The 15360-nt window shown below is 67.9% G+C and carries 13 protein-coding genes and 3 pseudogenes; 8 read left to right on the top strand and 8 right to left on the bottom strand.

From position 1 onward, the window contains the following. Positions 1 to 83 precede the first annotated feature (83 nt). From ABZ937_RS25595 to ABZ937_RS25585, 3 genes are all read right to left on the bottom strand, one after another. The gene (locus tag ABZ937_RS25595) at positions 84 to 899 is read right to left on the bottom strand and encodes an XRE family transcriptional regulator (RefSeq protein WP_361695639.1); all 816 of its coding nucleotides are present in this window, start codon (positions 897 to 899) and stop codon (positions 84 to 86) included. 553 nt (positions 900 to 1452) lie between these two features. Then, on the bottom strand, positions 1453 to 3504 hold the full coding sequence (locus tag ABZ937_RS25590) for a tetratricopeptide repeat protein (protein ID WP_361695638.1): 2052 nt from the start codon (positions 3502 to 3504) through the stop codon (positions 1453 to 1455). After that, complete coding sequence (locus ABZ937_RS25585; RefSeq protein WP_361695637.1) at positions 3504 to 3836, bottom strand: hypothetical protein; 333 nt, start codon at positions 3834 to 3836, stop codon at positions 3504 to 3506. Before ABZ937_RS25585 ends, ABZ937_RS25590 begins: the two co-directional genes overlap by 1 nt. Before the next feature lie 248 nt (positions 3837 to 4084). On the opposite strand from ABZ937_RS25585, the gene ABZ937_RS25580 reads away from it, so the two are divergent. From ABZ937_RS25580 to ABZ937_RS25560, 5 genes are all read left to right on the top strand, one after another. Next, complete coding sequence (locus ABZ937_RS25580; protein WP_361695636.1) at positions 4085 to 6331, top strand: helix-turn-helix transcriptional regulator; 2247 nt, start codon at positions 4085 to 4087, stop codon at positions 6329 to 6331. Between the two features lie 6 nt (positions 6332 to 6337). Beyond that, the gene (locus ABZ937_RS25575; RefSeq protein ID WP_361695635.1) at positions 6338 to 6895 is read left to right on the top strand and encodes an XRE family transcriptional regulator; all 558 of its coding nucleotides are present in this window, start codon (positions 6338 to 6340) and stop codon (positions 6893 to 6895) included. Between the two features lie 464 nt (positions 6896 to 7359). Next, positions 7360 to 7704, top strand: coding sequence for a hypothetical protein (locus ABZ937_RS25570; protein ID WP_361695634.1), 345 nt, complete (start codon positions 7360 to 7362; stop codon positions 7702 to 7704). Between the two features lie 4 nt (positions 7705 to 7708). Beyond that, positions 7709 to 10120 (top strand): hypothetical protein, encoded by a 2412-nt coding sequence (locus tag ABZ937_RS25565; protein ID WP_361695633.1) that lies wholly within the window; start codon positions 7709 to 7711, stop codon positions 10118 to 10120. Positions 10121 to 10543: 423 nt separating this feature from the next. After that, positions 10544 to 10918, top strand: coding sequence for a hypothetical protein (locus ABZ937_RS25560; RefSeq protein WP_361695632.1), 375 nt, complete (start codon positions 10544 to 10546; stop codon positions 10916 to 10918). Here ABZ937_RS25560 and ABZ937_RS25555 read toward each other — a convergent pair. The 3 genes and pseudogenes from ABZ937_RS25555 to ABZ937_RS25545 form a co-directional block, all read right to left on the bottom strand. Then, positions 10915 to 11199 carry a hypothetical protein gene (locus tag ABZ937_RS25555; protein ID WP_361695631.1) on the bottom strand — a complete coding sequence of 95 codons (285 nt, stop codon included), beginning with the start codon at positions 11197 to 11199 and terminating at the stop codon, positions 10915 to 10917. The two genes, ABZ937_RS25560 and ABZ937_RS25555, sit on opposite strands and share 4 nt — an antisense overlap. An 83-nt stretch (positions 11200 to 11282) precedes the next feature. After that, positions 11283 to 11735, bottom strand: coding sequence for a winged helix-turn-helix domain-containing protein (locus ABZ937_RS25550; protein ID WP_361695630.1), 453 nt, complete (start codon positions 11733 to 11735; stop codon positions 11283 to 11285). A gap of 16 nt (positions 11736 to 11751) precedes the next feature. Beyond that, positions 11752 to 11874: pseudogene (locus tag ABZ937_RS25545) on the bottom strand (DDE endonuclease); the annotation flags it as partial. Here ABZ937_RS25545 and ABZ937_RS25540 point away from each other — a divergent pair. Continuing rightward, positions 11873 to 12016, top strand: a pseudogene (locus ABZ937_RS25540) (IS5/IS1182 family transposase); the annotation flags it as partial. The pseudogenes ABZ937_RS25545 and ABZ937_RS25540 sit on opposite strands and share 2 nt — an antisense overlap. A 61-nt stretch (positions 12017 to 12077) precedes the next feature. Here ABZ937_RS25540 and ABZ937_RS25535 read toward each other — a convergent pair. After that, positions 12078 to 13280, bottom strand: coding sequence for an MFS transporter (locus ABZ937_RS25535; protein WP_361695629.1), 1203 nt, complete (start codon positions 13278 to 13280; stop codon positions 12078 to 12080). A 95-nt stretch (positions 13281 to 13375) separates the two neighbouring features. Between ABZ937_RS25535 and ABZ937_RS25530 the strand changes: the two genes are divergently transcribed. Together ABZ937_RS25530 and ABZ937_RS25525 are read left to right on the top strand one after the other, a co-directional pair. Next, complete coding sequence (locus ABZ937_RS25530; RefSeq protein ID WP_361695628.1) at positions 13376 to 13981, top strand: TetR/AcrR family transcriptional regulator; 606 nt, start codon at positions 13376 to 13378, stop codon at positions 13979 to 13981. A gap of 157 nt (positions 13982 to 14138) precedes the next feature. Further along, positions 14139 to 14600: pseudogene (locus ABZ937_RS25525) on the top strand (IS5 family transposase); the annotation flags it as partial. Positions 14601 to 14712: 112 nt separating this feature from the next. Here ABZ937_RS25525 and ABZ937_RS25520 read toward each other — a convergent pair. Further along, on the bottom strand, positions 14713 to 15357 hold the full coding sequence (locus tag ABZ937_RS25520; protein WP_361695627.1) for a LysE family translocator: 645 nt from the start codon (positions 15355 to 15357) through the stop codon (positions 14713 to 14715). Between the last annotated feature and the right edge of the window lie 3 nt (positions 15358 to 15360).

The raw sequence follows: 15360 nt of genomic DNA, 5'->3' as shown, positions 1-15360 counted from the left end.
CTGGCTGGAACATTTCCCCAGCCGACCCAGCCATGCTCTCGCACGGTCCACCAAACCCGGGCAAAGCCCGGCGTACGGCGAGGCTAATGCGCCTGAAGCATCTGCGGACGCGGGACGGTCCGGCGCGCGCCCGGCCGAAAGACGAGGATCATGAAACGGGATCCGGGAGCCGTGAGCGGTTGTGCCACGCACATCGTCACCCAGCCCGGGCCTTCCACCGCGTGCCGGATCGGCCGTTCGTCACCGTCGGGGTGGATGCTGGTGCCGCCGGCGTCGTACAGGGGTCGGGACACGGGGTCGGCGAGGACCTCGTCCCGGATCTGGGAGAGGACCTTGTCGTCGGGCCGGGTAGCGAGTGCGTTCTGCAGCTGTGGCATGACGAGCGGCGCCCACGCCGTCTCCCAGTCGGTGAGCTGCTCGCGACCGTCGATCAGCATCCAACGCATCGTGTTCACGGGGGCCTTGCCGCCGTCGAACAAGGCGTGGAACTGAGGGTTGCAGGTGAGCAGGTTCCAACTGGCGTCGGTGACGTAGGCGGGGTGAGTGATCCCGTTGACGGCGTCCTCCCACGCGGACGGGACGGCATCACCGGAAGTGTCGTAGAGGGGGCCGGGCGGGTTCTCGCCCCGGGCGAGCCGACAGAGGGTGATCCACTGCTGTTCGTTGTAGCCGAACAGGCGGGCGATGTCACGGAGCAGGTCGAACGGGGGGCTGTCTGCGTGGCCGGCTTCCAGGTGCCGATAGGTGCCGAGGGACCTGTTCAGGAGTTGGTCGATCTGGTGCTGGGAGAGTCCGGGGGCTCGCCGGCCGGGTCCAGTGGGTCTGGGCAGGCCGTGCGTCTCGGGGGCTATCTGTGCGCGGCTGGTTTTGAGCAGGTGTTTGAGTGCTCGCTTGTCCACTGGTGCGGATTCCCCCCAAGGGCGACTGCTGACTGTTGATCAGTGTAATTAGCGTGCCGCGCTTTGACGTTAAAGATCTCCCGTAGAAAGAGTGTAGGTGTGTGTTGCATGCTCAGTGCTGCGCGGCGCTGGCCTGGCAGAGTGGTCAACCAGTGACGCGTGGATACACCCCCCTCGCGGGCACTGATCGGCACGTTTCTCGTTACCGACCGGTATCCGTGGGCGGGGCCGGGAATGGTGGTTGAACCTCCATCCGGTTTCTCGTGCCGCCCCTTTCGGGGATCACAGCGCGGCACCAGGATCGGGACGCAGGCTCAGCAACACACTTCCTGGCCTGCCGCACTGGGGCCGGTGCCCTCCCGCCCCACACCAGGGGACTCGGCACCGGCCGCCGGCATGTTCACAGGCCCTCGTCCCCGACGTGTTGGCGCTCTTCCCGGTGATTTCGGGCGTGGATCCCGGCTGTTGCCGTCGAAACGGCACGACGGTCCACGCGAGGCCGCATCCGGACGGCCGACCGGCACCACCGGACAGGGACTCACCGGGCGGGGATTCACCCGGCTCGCGCGCGTATCAGGTCCGCCCGCGCCAGTTCCGTCCTCGGGTGGTCCTCACCCAGCATCCGCGTGAGACCCGCCACCGCACTCTCGAGGACCGGGACAGCCCGGTCCTTGTCACCGGCCTCCAGATAGGCGTTCCCCAGATTGCTGCGGGTGCTCACCGTGTCGGCGTGCTCCTCACCCAGTTCCCGCACACTGTCGGCCAGCAGGTTCTCGAGGATGGGGACGGCCCGCGCCGCGTCCCCGGCCTGCAGGGACGCGACCGCGAGGTTGTTGCGGGACTTCAGAGTGCTGGGATGTCTCTCGCCCAGGAGCCGCACACGATCGGCCAGCACGCTCTCGAAGAGCGACACCGCCCGGGCCAGGTCCCCCTTCGCCGCGTACGCGAGGGCTTGGTTGGTGCGGTGGGTCAGCGCGGCGGGGTGTTCCGCTCCCAGGCTTTGTATCCTCTCCGTCGTCAGTTTCTCCATGAGCGGGATCGCCCCGATCAGATCACCCGCCGCCATGAGGGCACCGGCCCGGCCCAGGTCCGGGTACTTCTCACCCGACTGCCGCGCGAAGTGGATGACGGCACGCCGCAGGTACCACTCGGAACGTGCGCCGGCCCCCGTTTCGACTCCGGCGACCGTTCCGACCTTCCCGAGCAGTCCGGACGTCGCTTCGCTGTCGTCCTCGAAGGACACGTGCTCGGCGAGTGCTTCGACGTGGGGCATCAGCGCCCGGAACGACAGCCAGTCCTCGGCGAACCGGATGCCGTTGGGGAACGCCTTCATGAGGCCGGTGGCCGCCCGGTCGCGTGCGCTCTCCACGTCGCGGGCCAGCCGGTGCGGATCGTCCGGATCCGGCGTACGGGCCAAGGCCTGGACCAGGCGGTGGACGGTGAGGGTGCCGTCGCCGTTGTCCGTGACCATGCTGTACGCGATCAAGCGGCCGAGAGCCCTGGTGAGCAGGGGAGGCGGGGCCAGGCCGTCGAGGAGGCTGCGGGGGATGCCGTTGGGGGCGTACCAGGCGAGGATGCGGAGGATCTCGGCCGTGAGCGGGGTGTCCGCCAGGCGGTCCAGAGTGAGGCGCCAGATCCGGGCCACCGTACGCGCGGAGTCACCGCCCTCGGAGGTGGCCGCGAACATCTCCGCCGGCCAGGAGGCGAGCATCTCCACGTAGGCGCGGGGCGTGGTGCCGGTTTCGGCGCAGTACGCGGCGGCCTGCTCTACGGCCAGGGGCAAGTGACCGAGCTCCGCGCACAGTTCCGCGCTGCCGTCGGTCTCCGTACGGCCCGCGTGGTGCAGGACGCGGGTGAACAGCTCCGTGGCCTCCTCGTCGGCGAGGACGTCCAGCCGGACGGGCGTGGCCAGGCCGTGCCAGCCGGTGGCGCGACGGGTGGTGATCAGAAGTCGGCCCGTCGCGACCCGGTCCAGTAATGGGCGGATGTCGTCGGGCTGTTCGACGTTGTCCAGGACGAGGAGCCAGTCGTCGTGGGACGTCAGCCACTGCACCGCCCGCTCCGTGAGCATCTCCGCGGGCAGGCCGGGCAGGCCCGCGAGCGCCGGTTGCAGGGCGCGGGCCAGGTCGGCGAGGCCGGAGTCGACGGCCGCCCTGCTGTCGGCGGTGATCCACCAGCGCGGGTTGCCGGTGCAGCGGTGGCCGGCCCACTGCGCGGCGAGGGCCGACTTGCCGATGCCACCGAGCCCGTGCACGGCCTGGACCACGACGCCGCCCGGGGTGGCGAATTCCGCCTCCAGGCGGTCGAGGGCGTCGGTGCGGCCGACGAACAGAGTCGATCTCGGTACGTTGCACAGGCCCGCCGGAGCCTGCACCTCCGTGACCGGGCCGCACGCCTCCGGCGGCAGCACGATGCCGTTCTCCATGAAGACGTTCTGGGCGACGGAGTTGACGACGTCCCGGCCCGCGGCGTTCGAGCCCGCGCTTGCCGTGACCCCTGTCGGCTGCGGGGCCGGGGCCTGACCCGTGTCCGGAGCCTGGTCCGGAGTCGCGTCCGGCTTCTCCGGCCCTGCCGCGTCGCGTCTGCGGCGACCGAAGAGCGCCATCACCCACCCCTGTGCGCGGTCGAGCCGTCGATGTCACCACCGGCCGCGTTCGAGCCGCCGCTCGCCGAGATCCCGCCGTTCCCGCCACCGGTGTCCGATCCGGCCGGGGTCGTACCGGTGTCCCGTGCTGAGGCGCCGCGGATGCTGCCACCGGCGGCGTTCGAGCCGTCCCGCGCGCGTACGGGCGGGACGGGCGACGGCGTGGGCCGGAGCGCCGCGTGCACCGACGGGCCCAGCACGGCCAGACCCGTGATCGCACCCACGACACTCGCCACCTGACCCGCGGCGTCCAGATCACCGGCCACCGCCAGTACGGTCAGGCCGACTGCCACCGCTCCGCCCAGAACCGCCGATGCCCACCACAAGAAGCGCCGCCACCCCGCCATGACTCCATCTTGGCCGCACGGACGGGACAGGACAGCATGATCCGGCCAAGTCGACGCTTCTCTACCTCAGATGTGGCCGGGAGCCAAGTACCGGTCGACGTCACAGGGTGAGCGATCGATGTGTGGTTCGATGCGCGGTCAAACATGAAAACGGGAGTGCGGTTCGGCTAGGGTGTGGAGCGGAGGTGAGCCCTGTGCCCACTGAGGACGAGCTGGCCAGCGCCGTGGACGCCCTGCTGGAACAAGTCGCCCGGGACGATCTCCCGGACCCCGCCGAGCGCCGACGGCTGCGGGAGGCCGCCGGGCTGAGTCAGGACCAGATCGCCAAGGTTCTGAAGACTCGCCGCGAGACGGTGGGCAACTGGGAGTCCGGTCATACCGAACCCCGACCGCCGAAGCGCGCCGCCTACGCCCGCCTCCTCGAAGGCCTCGCCGCGCGCTTCCCCGCCCCCGCCCCCGCTCCCACCTCCGAGGCCGCACCGGCCCCGGCCGCGCGGCCGGAAGCATTCGCCGGCCCCGCGCCCGTCCCCGCCCCGGCGGCCGAAGCGCCAGTGGCCCCGGCCGCACCGGTCCGCCCGGCCCCCGCTGCCGGTCCCACCGCATCGTCACGGCGCCCCGGCGCGAAGGAAGCGACAAAGAAGCCGGCAGAGAAGCCGGAAGGGAATGCGGTCAAGAAGGCGGCAAGGAAGCCGGCCGCCCCGGCGGCGCAAACGGACCCGCGCTTCGAGAACGGCCCGCTGGCCGTGGTCGACGTCGACGGCGACCAGTCGGTGGCGTACTGCGTCGGCGGACTGGTCCTGGACGTGCCCGCCAAGTCCCTGTCCGCGCTGATCGAGTGGACGCTGGCCGAGGCCGGGCTCGGGCAGGCCCGCCTGCACCGCAACGGCCGCGACGCCGACCCGGTCCTCGTCCTCACCCCGGCCGCGCTGGAGCGCTACGGCCTGCCCGTCACCCTGTCGGAGGAGGAGCGGCGCGCCGGACGGCTCGCGGACGGCCACAAGGTGGTCAGGCAGCTCACCCGCGCCGACTGGAGGCTGACCCAGCGCGGTTTCGGGCCGTGGGCACGGATCTACCGTCCGGCCGAGGGATCGCAGCGCCGCTGTGTCCAGCTGTGCATCCCGTCCTGGAACGCCCTCGACGCCCGGGAGTGGGACAAGAAGGACGACCCCGTCCTGCCGACGATGCACCCGGCCGACCTCGCCCGCTACCTGGGGGCGTACGCGGAGCGGGTGATGACGCCGCGCGGCACCGCCGCCGTCACGGGCCTGGAGCTGATGACCGCGCTGCGTCCGCCGACCCGCGCGGAGAAGGACCCGGCCACCGGCGATTTCCAGCGGGCGTTCAACACGGACGCGCTCACCGCCGTGTACGACGTGGTGGAGTGCGAGGTCCCCGACGAACACCCCGTCCTCAAGGGGAAGTTCGCCCGGCACCATCTGCGCACCCCGGCCGAGATGCTGATGGAGGAGCCCTACGACTGGTGCCGGCCGCTGACCGATGAGGAGTGCACGCGCCGGTACCTGGTCGCGGTCGACATCAACATGAGCTTCGCCGCCGCCGCCAACGGGCTCACTGTCGGGCTGAACGGGCCGACCCACCTCACCGGCAACCCGGCCTTCGACCCGTCGCTGCCCGGCTCGTGGCTGGTCGACCTGAGCCACGTCGATCTCTCGCGCGTGGACGTCGGCGGCCGGACGGTCGACGGCGACCGGCTCCCGAGCCCGTTCACGCCGAAGGGCGACCACCCGACCGGACCGGCCTGGTACGCCACCCCGACCGTCGCCTACGCGGTGGAACTCGGCTTCCGGGTCGCGCCCATCGAGGCGTACGTGCGCACCCGGACCGGCCGCTACCTGGACCCCTGGTACAAGCGGCTGCGTGACGCCTACGTCGCGACGATGGCCGACCTCGGCGTCACCACCGACCTGGGCGGTCAGGAGTTCCTGGACGCGATGGCCCGCTCGAAGAACGTCGACCCGACGATGGCCCTGCTGGTCGGCGCGATCAAGGCGACGGCCAAGGGCGGCATCGGCAAGCTCCGGCAGCGCAACCGGGGTCAGGTCCCGTACTACGAGCCGTGGCCGGCGCTCGCGAGGGAGACCTGGCGCCCCGACATCCGGGCCGCCGTCCTGGCGAACCAGCGGATCGGCCTGCACCGCAAGCTGATGAAGACCGCCGCCGCTGCCGATCTGTACCCGGTCGCGATCGGCACCGACGCCGTCGTCTACCCCTCGCACGGCCCCAGCCCGCTGGACGTCCTGCCGCACACCCCGGAGGGCAAGCCGGTGCCGGGCACGTTCCGGCTCGGCATCTCGCCGGGGATGGTCAAGCATCAGGGCACGCAGACGGTCCTGTGGGCCGAGGAGCAGTTCGAGGCGCACGGCGTGTTCAACGTCGCCAACCTGATCAAGAACGATCCGACGGCCGGGGAAGGGGAGTAGCAGGCCATGGCGGACTCGGTCGGGGACAGCCTGGACCGCGCGCTGGAGGGGGCGTTCACCCGCCCCATCCCCAAGAGCGCCCAGGCACAGATGAAGTACCTGGTCAAACAGCTCAAGAGCACCAGGGCGGTCGCACAGCTGCTGGGGGTGTCCCAGCGCACCGTCGAGCGGTACGTCGCCGGCAAGCTCAAGCGGCCCCGCCAGGAACTTCGTGCACGCATGGAGCGTGAGGTCAAGAAGCGGTGGCAGCCGCAGATCAGGGCGAAGGCCAGACAGAAGGCCGCGTCCACGGACGGGCTGGTCGTCTCCACGCGGGCGCGGTTCGGGTTCACCGCCGCCCCGGGTACGACCGACGACGCCCGGATCCGCGACATCACCCAGGCTCTCCCGCCCGACTTCGCCGACCGCCTGTTCACGGCCCGCGAGCAGGGCGCCACCGAGCAGCAGCTGCAGCACATCGCGGCCGAGGGACTCGCGCAGATGTACTTCCGCGCCAACGACACCAGGGCCCACGGGCTGGGCGTGGAGTTCACCGACGTGGAGCAGATCGACATCGCGCTGTAGCGGGCCGCAGCACACGGGGGAGGCTTCGGTCACTCACCGCCGATCGCGTGACCGCACTGGTCGCGGACCTCTACGATCACGCACGCCGCAGCAGCGAAAGCCGGCGATACGGGGGCGTGGTGATGGGCGCATTCAAACGGGCGTTTTGGGCGGTGGACCGCTGGTTGGGGGGGCGATCGGCCACCCCTCCGGCCACGCGGGAGGTTCCTGCGCCATCCCCTGCTCTGTGGACTCGCCGGCGCCTTCTTTTCCGGCAGCCTCTGCGCTGTGGCGATGGGGAGGGTGGACTTGCAGGTCACCCTTTTCAGCTTGGCAATGGGTGTGTTCTGGGGCCTCCTCGTCATCGGCGAACGGAAGCGTTTGGACCACTACGGCTACCCATGGAGGAAGGCGCACGACGACTACTGAGCTTCAAAGCGTGGTGTCGGCAGAGCTGACGGCCCGTGATCCCTGCGGTATGCCGCGTGAGGTATGTGCAAGGGGATGGGCTGACCGACGAGCGGCGGGCGTTCCGCGAGAAGTTGAGGGAGGAGCTCGACGCATGGCTCGTCTTCGAGGACAAGGCCGGCTTCTCGATGACGCCGCTGACCGCTCGCTGGATGGACAGAGAGGTCCAAGCTGCAGAAGGTCAAGCCCCGTGCAACCATGTTGGGTATATGACGAAGCGGCGTGATCTGGCCATCGCAGTGACCACCACACCGACGGCTGTCCCGCTCGGCACCCTCCCTGCCAGCGTCATACACACCGCATCCCACCCCCTCTTGGGCTCGTGGCGTCGCGCGGTGTGTCTGTCCGTCAGGACGAGGTGAGGAAATGACTCTTCCCGGATGGTATGACGTCGCCGAATTCGGCGCGATCCAGAATTACAATCCACGCACGGGCCAGATATCGGATGACGGGACGGCGAAGACGAATCTGGCGGCGTTCCAGGCCGCGCTCGCCGCAGCGGCGACAGGTACGAGTTCGGTCAACAAGATGGCGACTGTGTACGCAAACGGTCACTATTACTTGTCGGGCACGCTGGAACTGTCGAAATCAGTCACGCTGCAAGGCAACGGTACGGTCAAACAAATTACACCGAACCCTCCTTATGACAACTATCGCTCAACCCCCGGAACTGTTCTTGCGTTCCCCGCGGAAACGACCGGCATTCTGGTGCACTCGACATTGGACGGAGGAAGCGCCAGCGCCGAGTACTCATGCATCCGCGACATGCAGATCAGAAGAGTTGGAACTCCTACCCCAAGCGCCGAACCCGGCACTGCCGGTCACGGCATTCACACGAAGAACGTAATTTTTGTGCAGAATGTTACGTGCTACGGGTTCGCCCTGCATGGATTCTATATCGATTCGACGTCTTACTCGGGTATATGTGATGGATCGAGGTTCGACAACTGCCACGCGTGCGAAAACGGCGCGGACGGATTTCACTTCGAGGGTATCGACTCACAGGTCTGCCTGATTTCATGCTGTACGACCCTCAATAATCGCCGATGGGGCTACTTCAGCGGTTCTTACGGCAACTGCTTCGTCGCCTGCACCGGCCAGGGCAACGGACAGACTGACAACGGCGACGTTCCCGGCACGGGGAAAACCACGTCCGGCAACCCTCGGATGACGGTCACGGACACTACCGGCCTGGCCGTCAACGACTGGATTAAGATCGCTTCGATGCCGGAGGTCTACCAGATCACCGATATCGCCGATCACCAGGTCACACTGAGTGCCCCTGCCTCCGCCACAGTGAACATAGCGCCGATCTATCAGTACTGGAAAGGCACGATCAACGGGGGCGATGTCAAGCTTCACATGTCAAGTGTATGGAAGTTGGCCGTCAACGACTGGATCACCATCGACACGATCGACGGCATCTACAAGATTTCAGATATCTCAGATCGCACTATTACGCTGGCGCAACCGATTCCACCCGGCACCAACGTGACCACGAGGAAGATCGAAAAGCTTGCGCTTGGCCGTCCGAGCTTGGAGCTGCCGTCCGGTGTCCACGCAGGCGGAAACTATTGCGTGCTAAGCCCCGGCGACACCAGCGTCTTTATCGGCTGCTGGAGCGAGGGGGAAGGGGGAGCAGATTACAATCGCCTGGCGCAGGCAGCTACCATCATCGGAGGCGGATGGCACACGAATGCGATCAGCCCCGACAGCCGGGCTTTTCTGCAGTACGCGAACATCGCGCGCATAGCCCCGTACCGGTTCTCTCATTCGAGAGGACCACTCCCGATCGAATCGATGCTGGGGACGCCGGCCGGTCTGAATGACATGGTGGCGTTCAATTGGTGGGCGGGGCTGCCCAACCAAACGGATAATTGGCAGCGAATGCAATACTACACTGCTGATGTGCCCGCGAGATACTGGTGGTGCATCCGGGGGAATTCCGAATACAAGCACATGCTTCGCTTCCCCGACAAATATGCAGATGGCACAGGAAAAGACGGGAGTATCGACGGTCGCGCGCCCGCCCCTTGGGCACCCAACGGACTTTTCCTGGGAGACAGCGGGTCAGCCGAAAAGAACATACGTATTCTTTGTGCAAAACAAGGGCCTCCACTGACGCAACGCGGGAGTGCAGTAAACGGCCAGACCTACGAGACCGGGGACACTATTTTCGACAGAGAGGCAGTAAGCGGTCGAGAAGGCTGGAAGTGTACCGAAGCCGGCACCAACGGTTCGCTCAGTGGCGTATCGGGGACCGTGAGCGTTGCGGGGACCCTCATGGTGAATAATGTGGCCGGCTTGTGCGTCGGGCACCGACTTAATCTTGAGGCTGGCGGCATCAAGGGTGCGAAGAAGATCACAAGAATCGAAGCCAACAAAGTGACCTACGAGTCGGCCGGGACCGAAACCCACGAGTCATCGTTCGCTGTCACCTACTGGCCACCCAAATTCCAGGCGTTCGGGAAGGTCGGGGATCTGAATCTTCGAAAGAGCTTCAGCGTCACGAAGAATGATGCGACCGACCTGAAGCTGACCGAGGAACAAGGCGCTTGTGAGATCGTCAAGGTTGGCGGGAATCCCGGCGGAGCATACAGTGTCATCGGGCCGGACACACCGGACAAGGAATTTACGTTCATCAACCGCACGTCGAGTCAGGCAACATTCAAGAAGACCGGTGGTACCGGTGTCGTCGTCCTTGGCCACATGGGGGCGAAGATTTGGCACAACGGCACGGATTACGAACAGACCTGTCCCAACTTTCCGACCGCCTAGAGATCTTTAATGGCTGGGGTTACGAAGCATCCCCCTGGACGCGCCGTGGGCGCCGCGCCGAACCATCGATCTGGCAAGGTCGACCGCCAAGGTTGGCGGCAGGCCGCTGATCGCTGCGACCGTCGCCTACGACGTCTACGATGTGGCGGCCGCACCGAGCGGACCCAGACGGCCATCCACGACGGTGTCAGCCTCGCGGGCGGGGGTTACGGCGCCAGGCTCGGGGCGGACCCCGGGTCTGTCGGCGGCCCTGTCGGGCCCGTGGCCGACGGGAACTTGGGAGGTGGCGTGGTCGGCATCGGCACCGGCGAGGGCATTGTGGACGGGATCGAGGATCTGTTGTAAATGAGGACTTGGCTGGAGGGGCTGTTCAGAAAGGGACGGCCACGCACCGCGGACGAGATCCCCCTGGAGAGCCGGGCGATGACCTCGCCCGAGGATGCGGCGGTGGACCGGGCGGAGATCTCGCCCGAGGAGCGGGCGGTTCTGCTCGTCGGAATCCTCGACGACCCCGCGGCGCGCGAGGATGAAAAAGACGACGCGGCGATGGACCTGGAGGACTTCTCCGGCCCGCTCGTCGAAACGTGCCTGACCCGTACCATTCGCGCCGAGGACTTCACCAGCGTGCTGGCCCAGACGTGCGCTGAGTCCCTCGGCGGAATCTGGGCCAGGACGGGCCACGTGGACCCCGCCTTCATGGCGGAACTGCGGGGGCCGGCGAAGGACGAGGTCTTCGGCATCCTCCGCATCCGCGCCCCGCACCTGCTGCCCCCTGACGTCCCTCTGAAAGATCTTTAACGGCTGAGGTTGCGGAAGTTGGAAGTCAAGCCCGGTTTTGGCGATGAGGACCTCGATCGGGCGGCGATCAGCTCGCGCATGGTGCGGCTGACGTGTGTGTTCAGATTGTCCCGGACAAGGACGACGGGGCCGCCGAGCTGCTGGTGAGCGGCATCCAGCAGGCGGGCGTAGTCGGTCTCGGTGAAGCCCTTGCGACGGCCCTTGGCGGGACCGCGGTCGAGGTGGATGCGGTAGATCAGCCGCGGCCGGTGGCTGGCTTTGGTGCAGATCAGCGCCGCCATGGAGACACGTTTGGTGCCTGCGGCGGTGACCCGCACCGTCGGGGTGTGGCCTCGACGGCCCCAGGTGCGGCCCTTGGGCGGCCTCAGGCCCTGGCCGGCTTCGGCCTCGAAGCAGACCCAGGCGTCCAAGTCCGCCGCCCTCTTTTTATGACGGGCCCCTGCTCGTCCTTCCACGCGGCGATCTTCGCCTCGTCCCGCTCGGTGGCCTTGCGGGAGGGGACCTGCACGCTCCAGCCGATGCGGGGCAGCAGCAGGTCCAGCCGGGCCAGGGTGTAGTCGACGCTGAACCGGCGGTGCACGATCTCGGCGATCCTCGCCGGCGTCCAGCACTGGTCACTCCAGCCGGAGGCGGCAGGACCGGCATCCAACACCGTCTCCAGAACGCGAAGTTGTTCCGCATCGAGCCTGCAGCGGGCGCCGCCGGGGCCCTTGGAGGCCAGGGCCTGCCGACCACCCGAAGCCAACGCCCGCCGCCAGCGGTTCGCCGACATCCGGGTCACCCTGAACCGCCGGGCCACCTCCCGGTCTCTAGACATGGATTGCGTGATCTCGTCATGGTGGCAGTCGGAGGCCGGTGCCGGTGAGGCAGCCTTCGAGGACGTCGTGGCGGTACTGGAGCTGGCGTAGGCCGCGTCGGACGGAAGCGATCAAGTCATCGGGGTCGGCGAAGGCCCGAGCGTTGTCCGCGGCCCGGGCACCGGTCGAGCGCGGCGTTGCACGACTGAAGTCGTGGCGGATCTTCCGCAGGTCCCGGTGCAGCCCGAATCGGATGTCGTCAATCGCCGCCGCCATCCTCGCCCTGGAGCGGCAACTCTGACAGAGCGCCGTGATGGGGCCCACTGCAATCGATTCTCGGGTGCGAGGCGCACGGATCAAGGTCATCGCAGGTTCTCGTTGGTGCGGGCGCACCAGACCGCCAGTGCGGCTGCCAGGGCGCAGGCGCCGCCGAGCCACAGAACGCCCTGGAGGGTGAGCGTGTCGACGATGACGCCGCCGGCCAGCGCGCCGAGGCCGATCGACAGGTTGAACACGGCCACCCACAGGGAGGAGGCGGCTTCCACCGCCTGCGGGGCGGCTTTGATCATCCAGGTCTGCAGTCCGACCGGCACGCCGCCGTAGGCCAGACCCCAGACGATCAGCAAGATGGCGCCGCCGACCGTCGTCCGGCCCAGCAGCAGGAAGAGCGGCATCGCGACCGTGAGGGACACGGCGATGATCAGCACGCTCCGGTGCACCCTGCGTGCCAGTGCCGCGCCGGCGACGAAGTTGCCGATCATGCCTGCCATGCCGAACCCGAACAGCAGCGGGCCGACGAATCGTTCGTCGATGCCCGACAGCTTCTGAAGTGCCGGGCTCACGAAGGTATAGGCCGCAAAGTGGCCGAACACGATGAGGAACGTCGCGATGATGCCGATGCGCACACCTGGGTTGCGGAACTGCTCAGCCAGGAGACGCGGCCGAACAGCGTGCGAGGCGGCCAGCGACGGCAGCACGGCCATCAGGGCGATCAGCACGATGAGGGCCAAGGCGCTCATTGACGCGAAGGCGATGCGCCAGCCGGTGAGTTCACCGATCAGAGTGCCGAGCGGGACGCCGAACACGTTCGCGGCTCCGACGCCGCCGAAGATGACCGCAGTGGCGCGTGGCACGTTCTCAGTGGACACCAGCCGGACGGCCAGGCCGCCGGCGATGGCCCAGAAGCCGCCGATCGCCACCCCGACCAGCACTCGGGAGGACACCAGAACGACGAAGTTCGGCGCCACCGCCGACGCCACGTTGGAAAGGGTCATCAACGCCATCAGCCCGAGCAGCAGGAGCCTGCGGTCCAGTGCGCCGACGAGTACTGGAAGCACTGGTGCCGCGACCGCAGCGACCAGGCTGGGCACCGTCACCATGAGCCCAGCTGTTCCTTCGGAGACCGACAGCGCCGACCCCACGGAGGTCAGCAGGCCGATCGGCAGTTGCTCGGCGGTCACCAGCAGGAACGTACCCAAGGCCACTGCGCTGACCGCCAGCCAGTGATCTTTCTTTGATGTCTGCGGGGCGCTCGCCAGGGCGGCGGGCTGTTCTGCGGTCGTCACCGGTGTCTCCTCCATTCATTCGGGAGCGACCGCTCCCATATGTGGGGGAACATAGTATGGGAGCGATCGCTCCACAAGTTCGGTAGACTCGGGGCATGGCACGCCCTCGACAGTTCGACGAGCAGGACGCGGTCGTCAGAGCGACCGAGCTGTTCTGGCGACACGGTTACCACGCCACTTCGGTGCGTGATCTGGGTGACGAGCTCAAGCTCACGCCCAGCAGCCTGTACCGGACGTTCACCGACAAGCACACGCTGTTCCTGCGCGCGCTCGACCACTACCGGGCCACGGAGTCCGCTCAGGCCGAGCGATTGCTTGGTGCCGACAGTCGGCCGATCCGGCACGTGCTGCGGGACTGGATGCTGTGGCTGGTCACCTGCCCGCCCGACGGCGAGCCCGGTCGGGGCTGCTTCGTGGTCAACACCGCCACCGAACTCGGCACCAGCGACGACCAGGTCAGCCGGCGAACCGAGGCCGCCTTCGAGGTCACCCGGCAGGCGCTGCGCTCGGTGCTGCTCCAAGGGCGGCGCAAGGACGAACTGCCCGCCGATCTCGACGTCGACGCCACCGTGGAGCTGCTGTTCACCACGGTCCTCGGGCTGCGGGTACGGGAACGCGCCGGCCACGACCCCGCACGCCTGGCCACCGCGATCGACGTCGCGATCCGGGCGTTGGGGCCCACGCCGACGACCCCTTCCTGACCACCCGGCGCGGACCTGTCCGGCCGATCATGCGGCTACGTCTTCCTCGGCAGCGCCACCGCGGTGTCCGTCGCCATCTGGCTCCGAACATGACCACCTTCTTCAGCGGCTGGACGCCGGGGCCCGCAAAAGGGGGGCCCCGGCAGGCGAACCTGCCGACCACGCCATCGGCCGGTCCCGCGGCGGACTGACCACGAAGATCCACCTCGCTGCCGATGCCCGCTGCCGGCCTCTGGCGTTCGTCCTCACCCCAGGGCAGGCCGACGACGCGCCCACCTTCACGGACGTCATGGCTCGCCTGCGCGTCCCCCGACGGCGTGGTCGCCCGCGCACCAGGCCGGACGTGGTCCTGGCGGACAAGGCCTACTCGTCCCGCGCGATCCGCGACCACCTGCGCAGACGCCGAATCCGGGCGGTCATCCCGGTGCCTGCCGATCAGCGGGGACACCGGCTGCGACGCGGCAGTCGGGGCGGCAGACCACCGGCCTTCGACCGCGAGGCCTACAAACAGCGCAACACCGTCGAGCGGTGCATCAACCGCCTGAAGCAGTGGCGCGGTATCGCGACCCCCTACGAGAAAACCGCAACCATCCACCTGGCCGGACTCCACATCGCCGCCAGCTGGGCGCTGCTGATGAGAACAGCCAGATCACTCACGATCGCGTCGTCGATCTCCGTGATGTGTTCGGCTGATCCCAGCAGGACCGGTTTCACAGGCGCGCGGCCATGCCTCAGGCCGAGACAGGCACACGGGACAGGGCGGTGCGCAGCGCGAAGACGCCGAGCAAGCCGCCTGACGCGAACCGCTGAGCGGTCATCACGCGGGGCCGGGCGGCCAGAAACCCCGACACCCGTGCTGCGCCCAGCATGATCAGAGCGTTCACGGAGATCCCCACGATGATCTGCACACCACCGAGCTGGAGCAGTTGCGCCCAGTCCGGGCCCGCCTGCGGATCCATGAACTGGGGCAGAAGAGCGGCGTACATGAGAGCGATCTTGGGGTTGAGTAGGTTGGTCAGGAGCCCCATCGAGAACAGGCGGGCGTCAGAGACCGGAGTCAGGTCCTGGGCGGGGGCGAAGGGCGAGCGGCCACCGGGCTTGAGCATGTCCCAGGCCAGGTAGGCCAGGTATGCGGCCCCGGCGAGCTTGACCACCATGAACGCCACCGGCACGGCGGCGAACAACGCGGACAGGCCCGCGGCCGAGGCCAGCAGGTAGCACAGGAATCCCACGGCGGTCCCGCTCAGGCTGACCAGGCCCGCCCTGCGGCCTTGGGTGATCGCGCGAGAGGCGAGGTGGATCATGTTCGGTCCGGGAGTCAGGGCCATGCCCAGTTCGACCAGGGCCACTCCCCCCACTGCGGCCAGACTGATCACCGG

This window comes from Streptomyces sp. NPDC046727 (assembly GCF_040645635.1).
Taxonomy (GTDB): domain Bacteria; phylum Actinomycetota; class Actinomycetes; order Streptomycetales; family Streptomycetaceae; genus Streptomyces.
The sequence above is the reverse complement of the archived record's forward strand: the minus strand, read 5'-3'. Positions and strand labels throughout refer to the sequence as shown.

Excerpts from the sequence above, each read along its gene's own strand:
- ABZ937_RS25590 (WP_361695638.1), bottom strand. The coding sequence starts at position 3,504 with ATGGCGCTCTTCGGTCGCCGCAGACGCGACGCGGCAGGGCCGGAGAAG.
- ABZ937_RS25560 (WP_361695632.1), top strand. The coding sequence starts at position 10,544 with ATGACCTCGCCCGAGGATGCGGCGGTGGACCGGGCGGAGATCTCGCCC.
- ABZ937_RS25575 (WP_361695635.1), top strand. The coding sequence starts at position 6,338 with ATGGCGGACTCGGTCGGGGACAGCCTGGACCGCGCGCTGGAGGGGGCG.
- ABZ937_RS25565 (WP_361695633.1), top strand. The coding sequence starts at position 7,709 with ATGACTCTTCCCGGATGGTATGACGTCGCCGAATTCGGCGCGATCCAG.
- ABZ937_RS25550 (WP_361695630.1), bottom strand. The coding sequence starts at position 11,735 with ATGTCTAGAGACCGGGAGGTGGCCCGGCGGTTCAGGGTGACCCGGATG.
- ABZ937_RS25555 (WP_361695631.1), bottom strand. The coding sequence starts at position 11,199 with ATGGCGGCGCTGATCTGCACCAAAGCCAGCCACCGGCCGCGGCTGATC.
- ABZ937_RS25530 (WP_361695628.1), top strand. The coding sequence starts at position 13,376 with ATGGCACGCCCTCGACAGTTCGACGAGCAGGACGCGGTCGTCAGAGCG.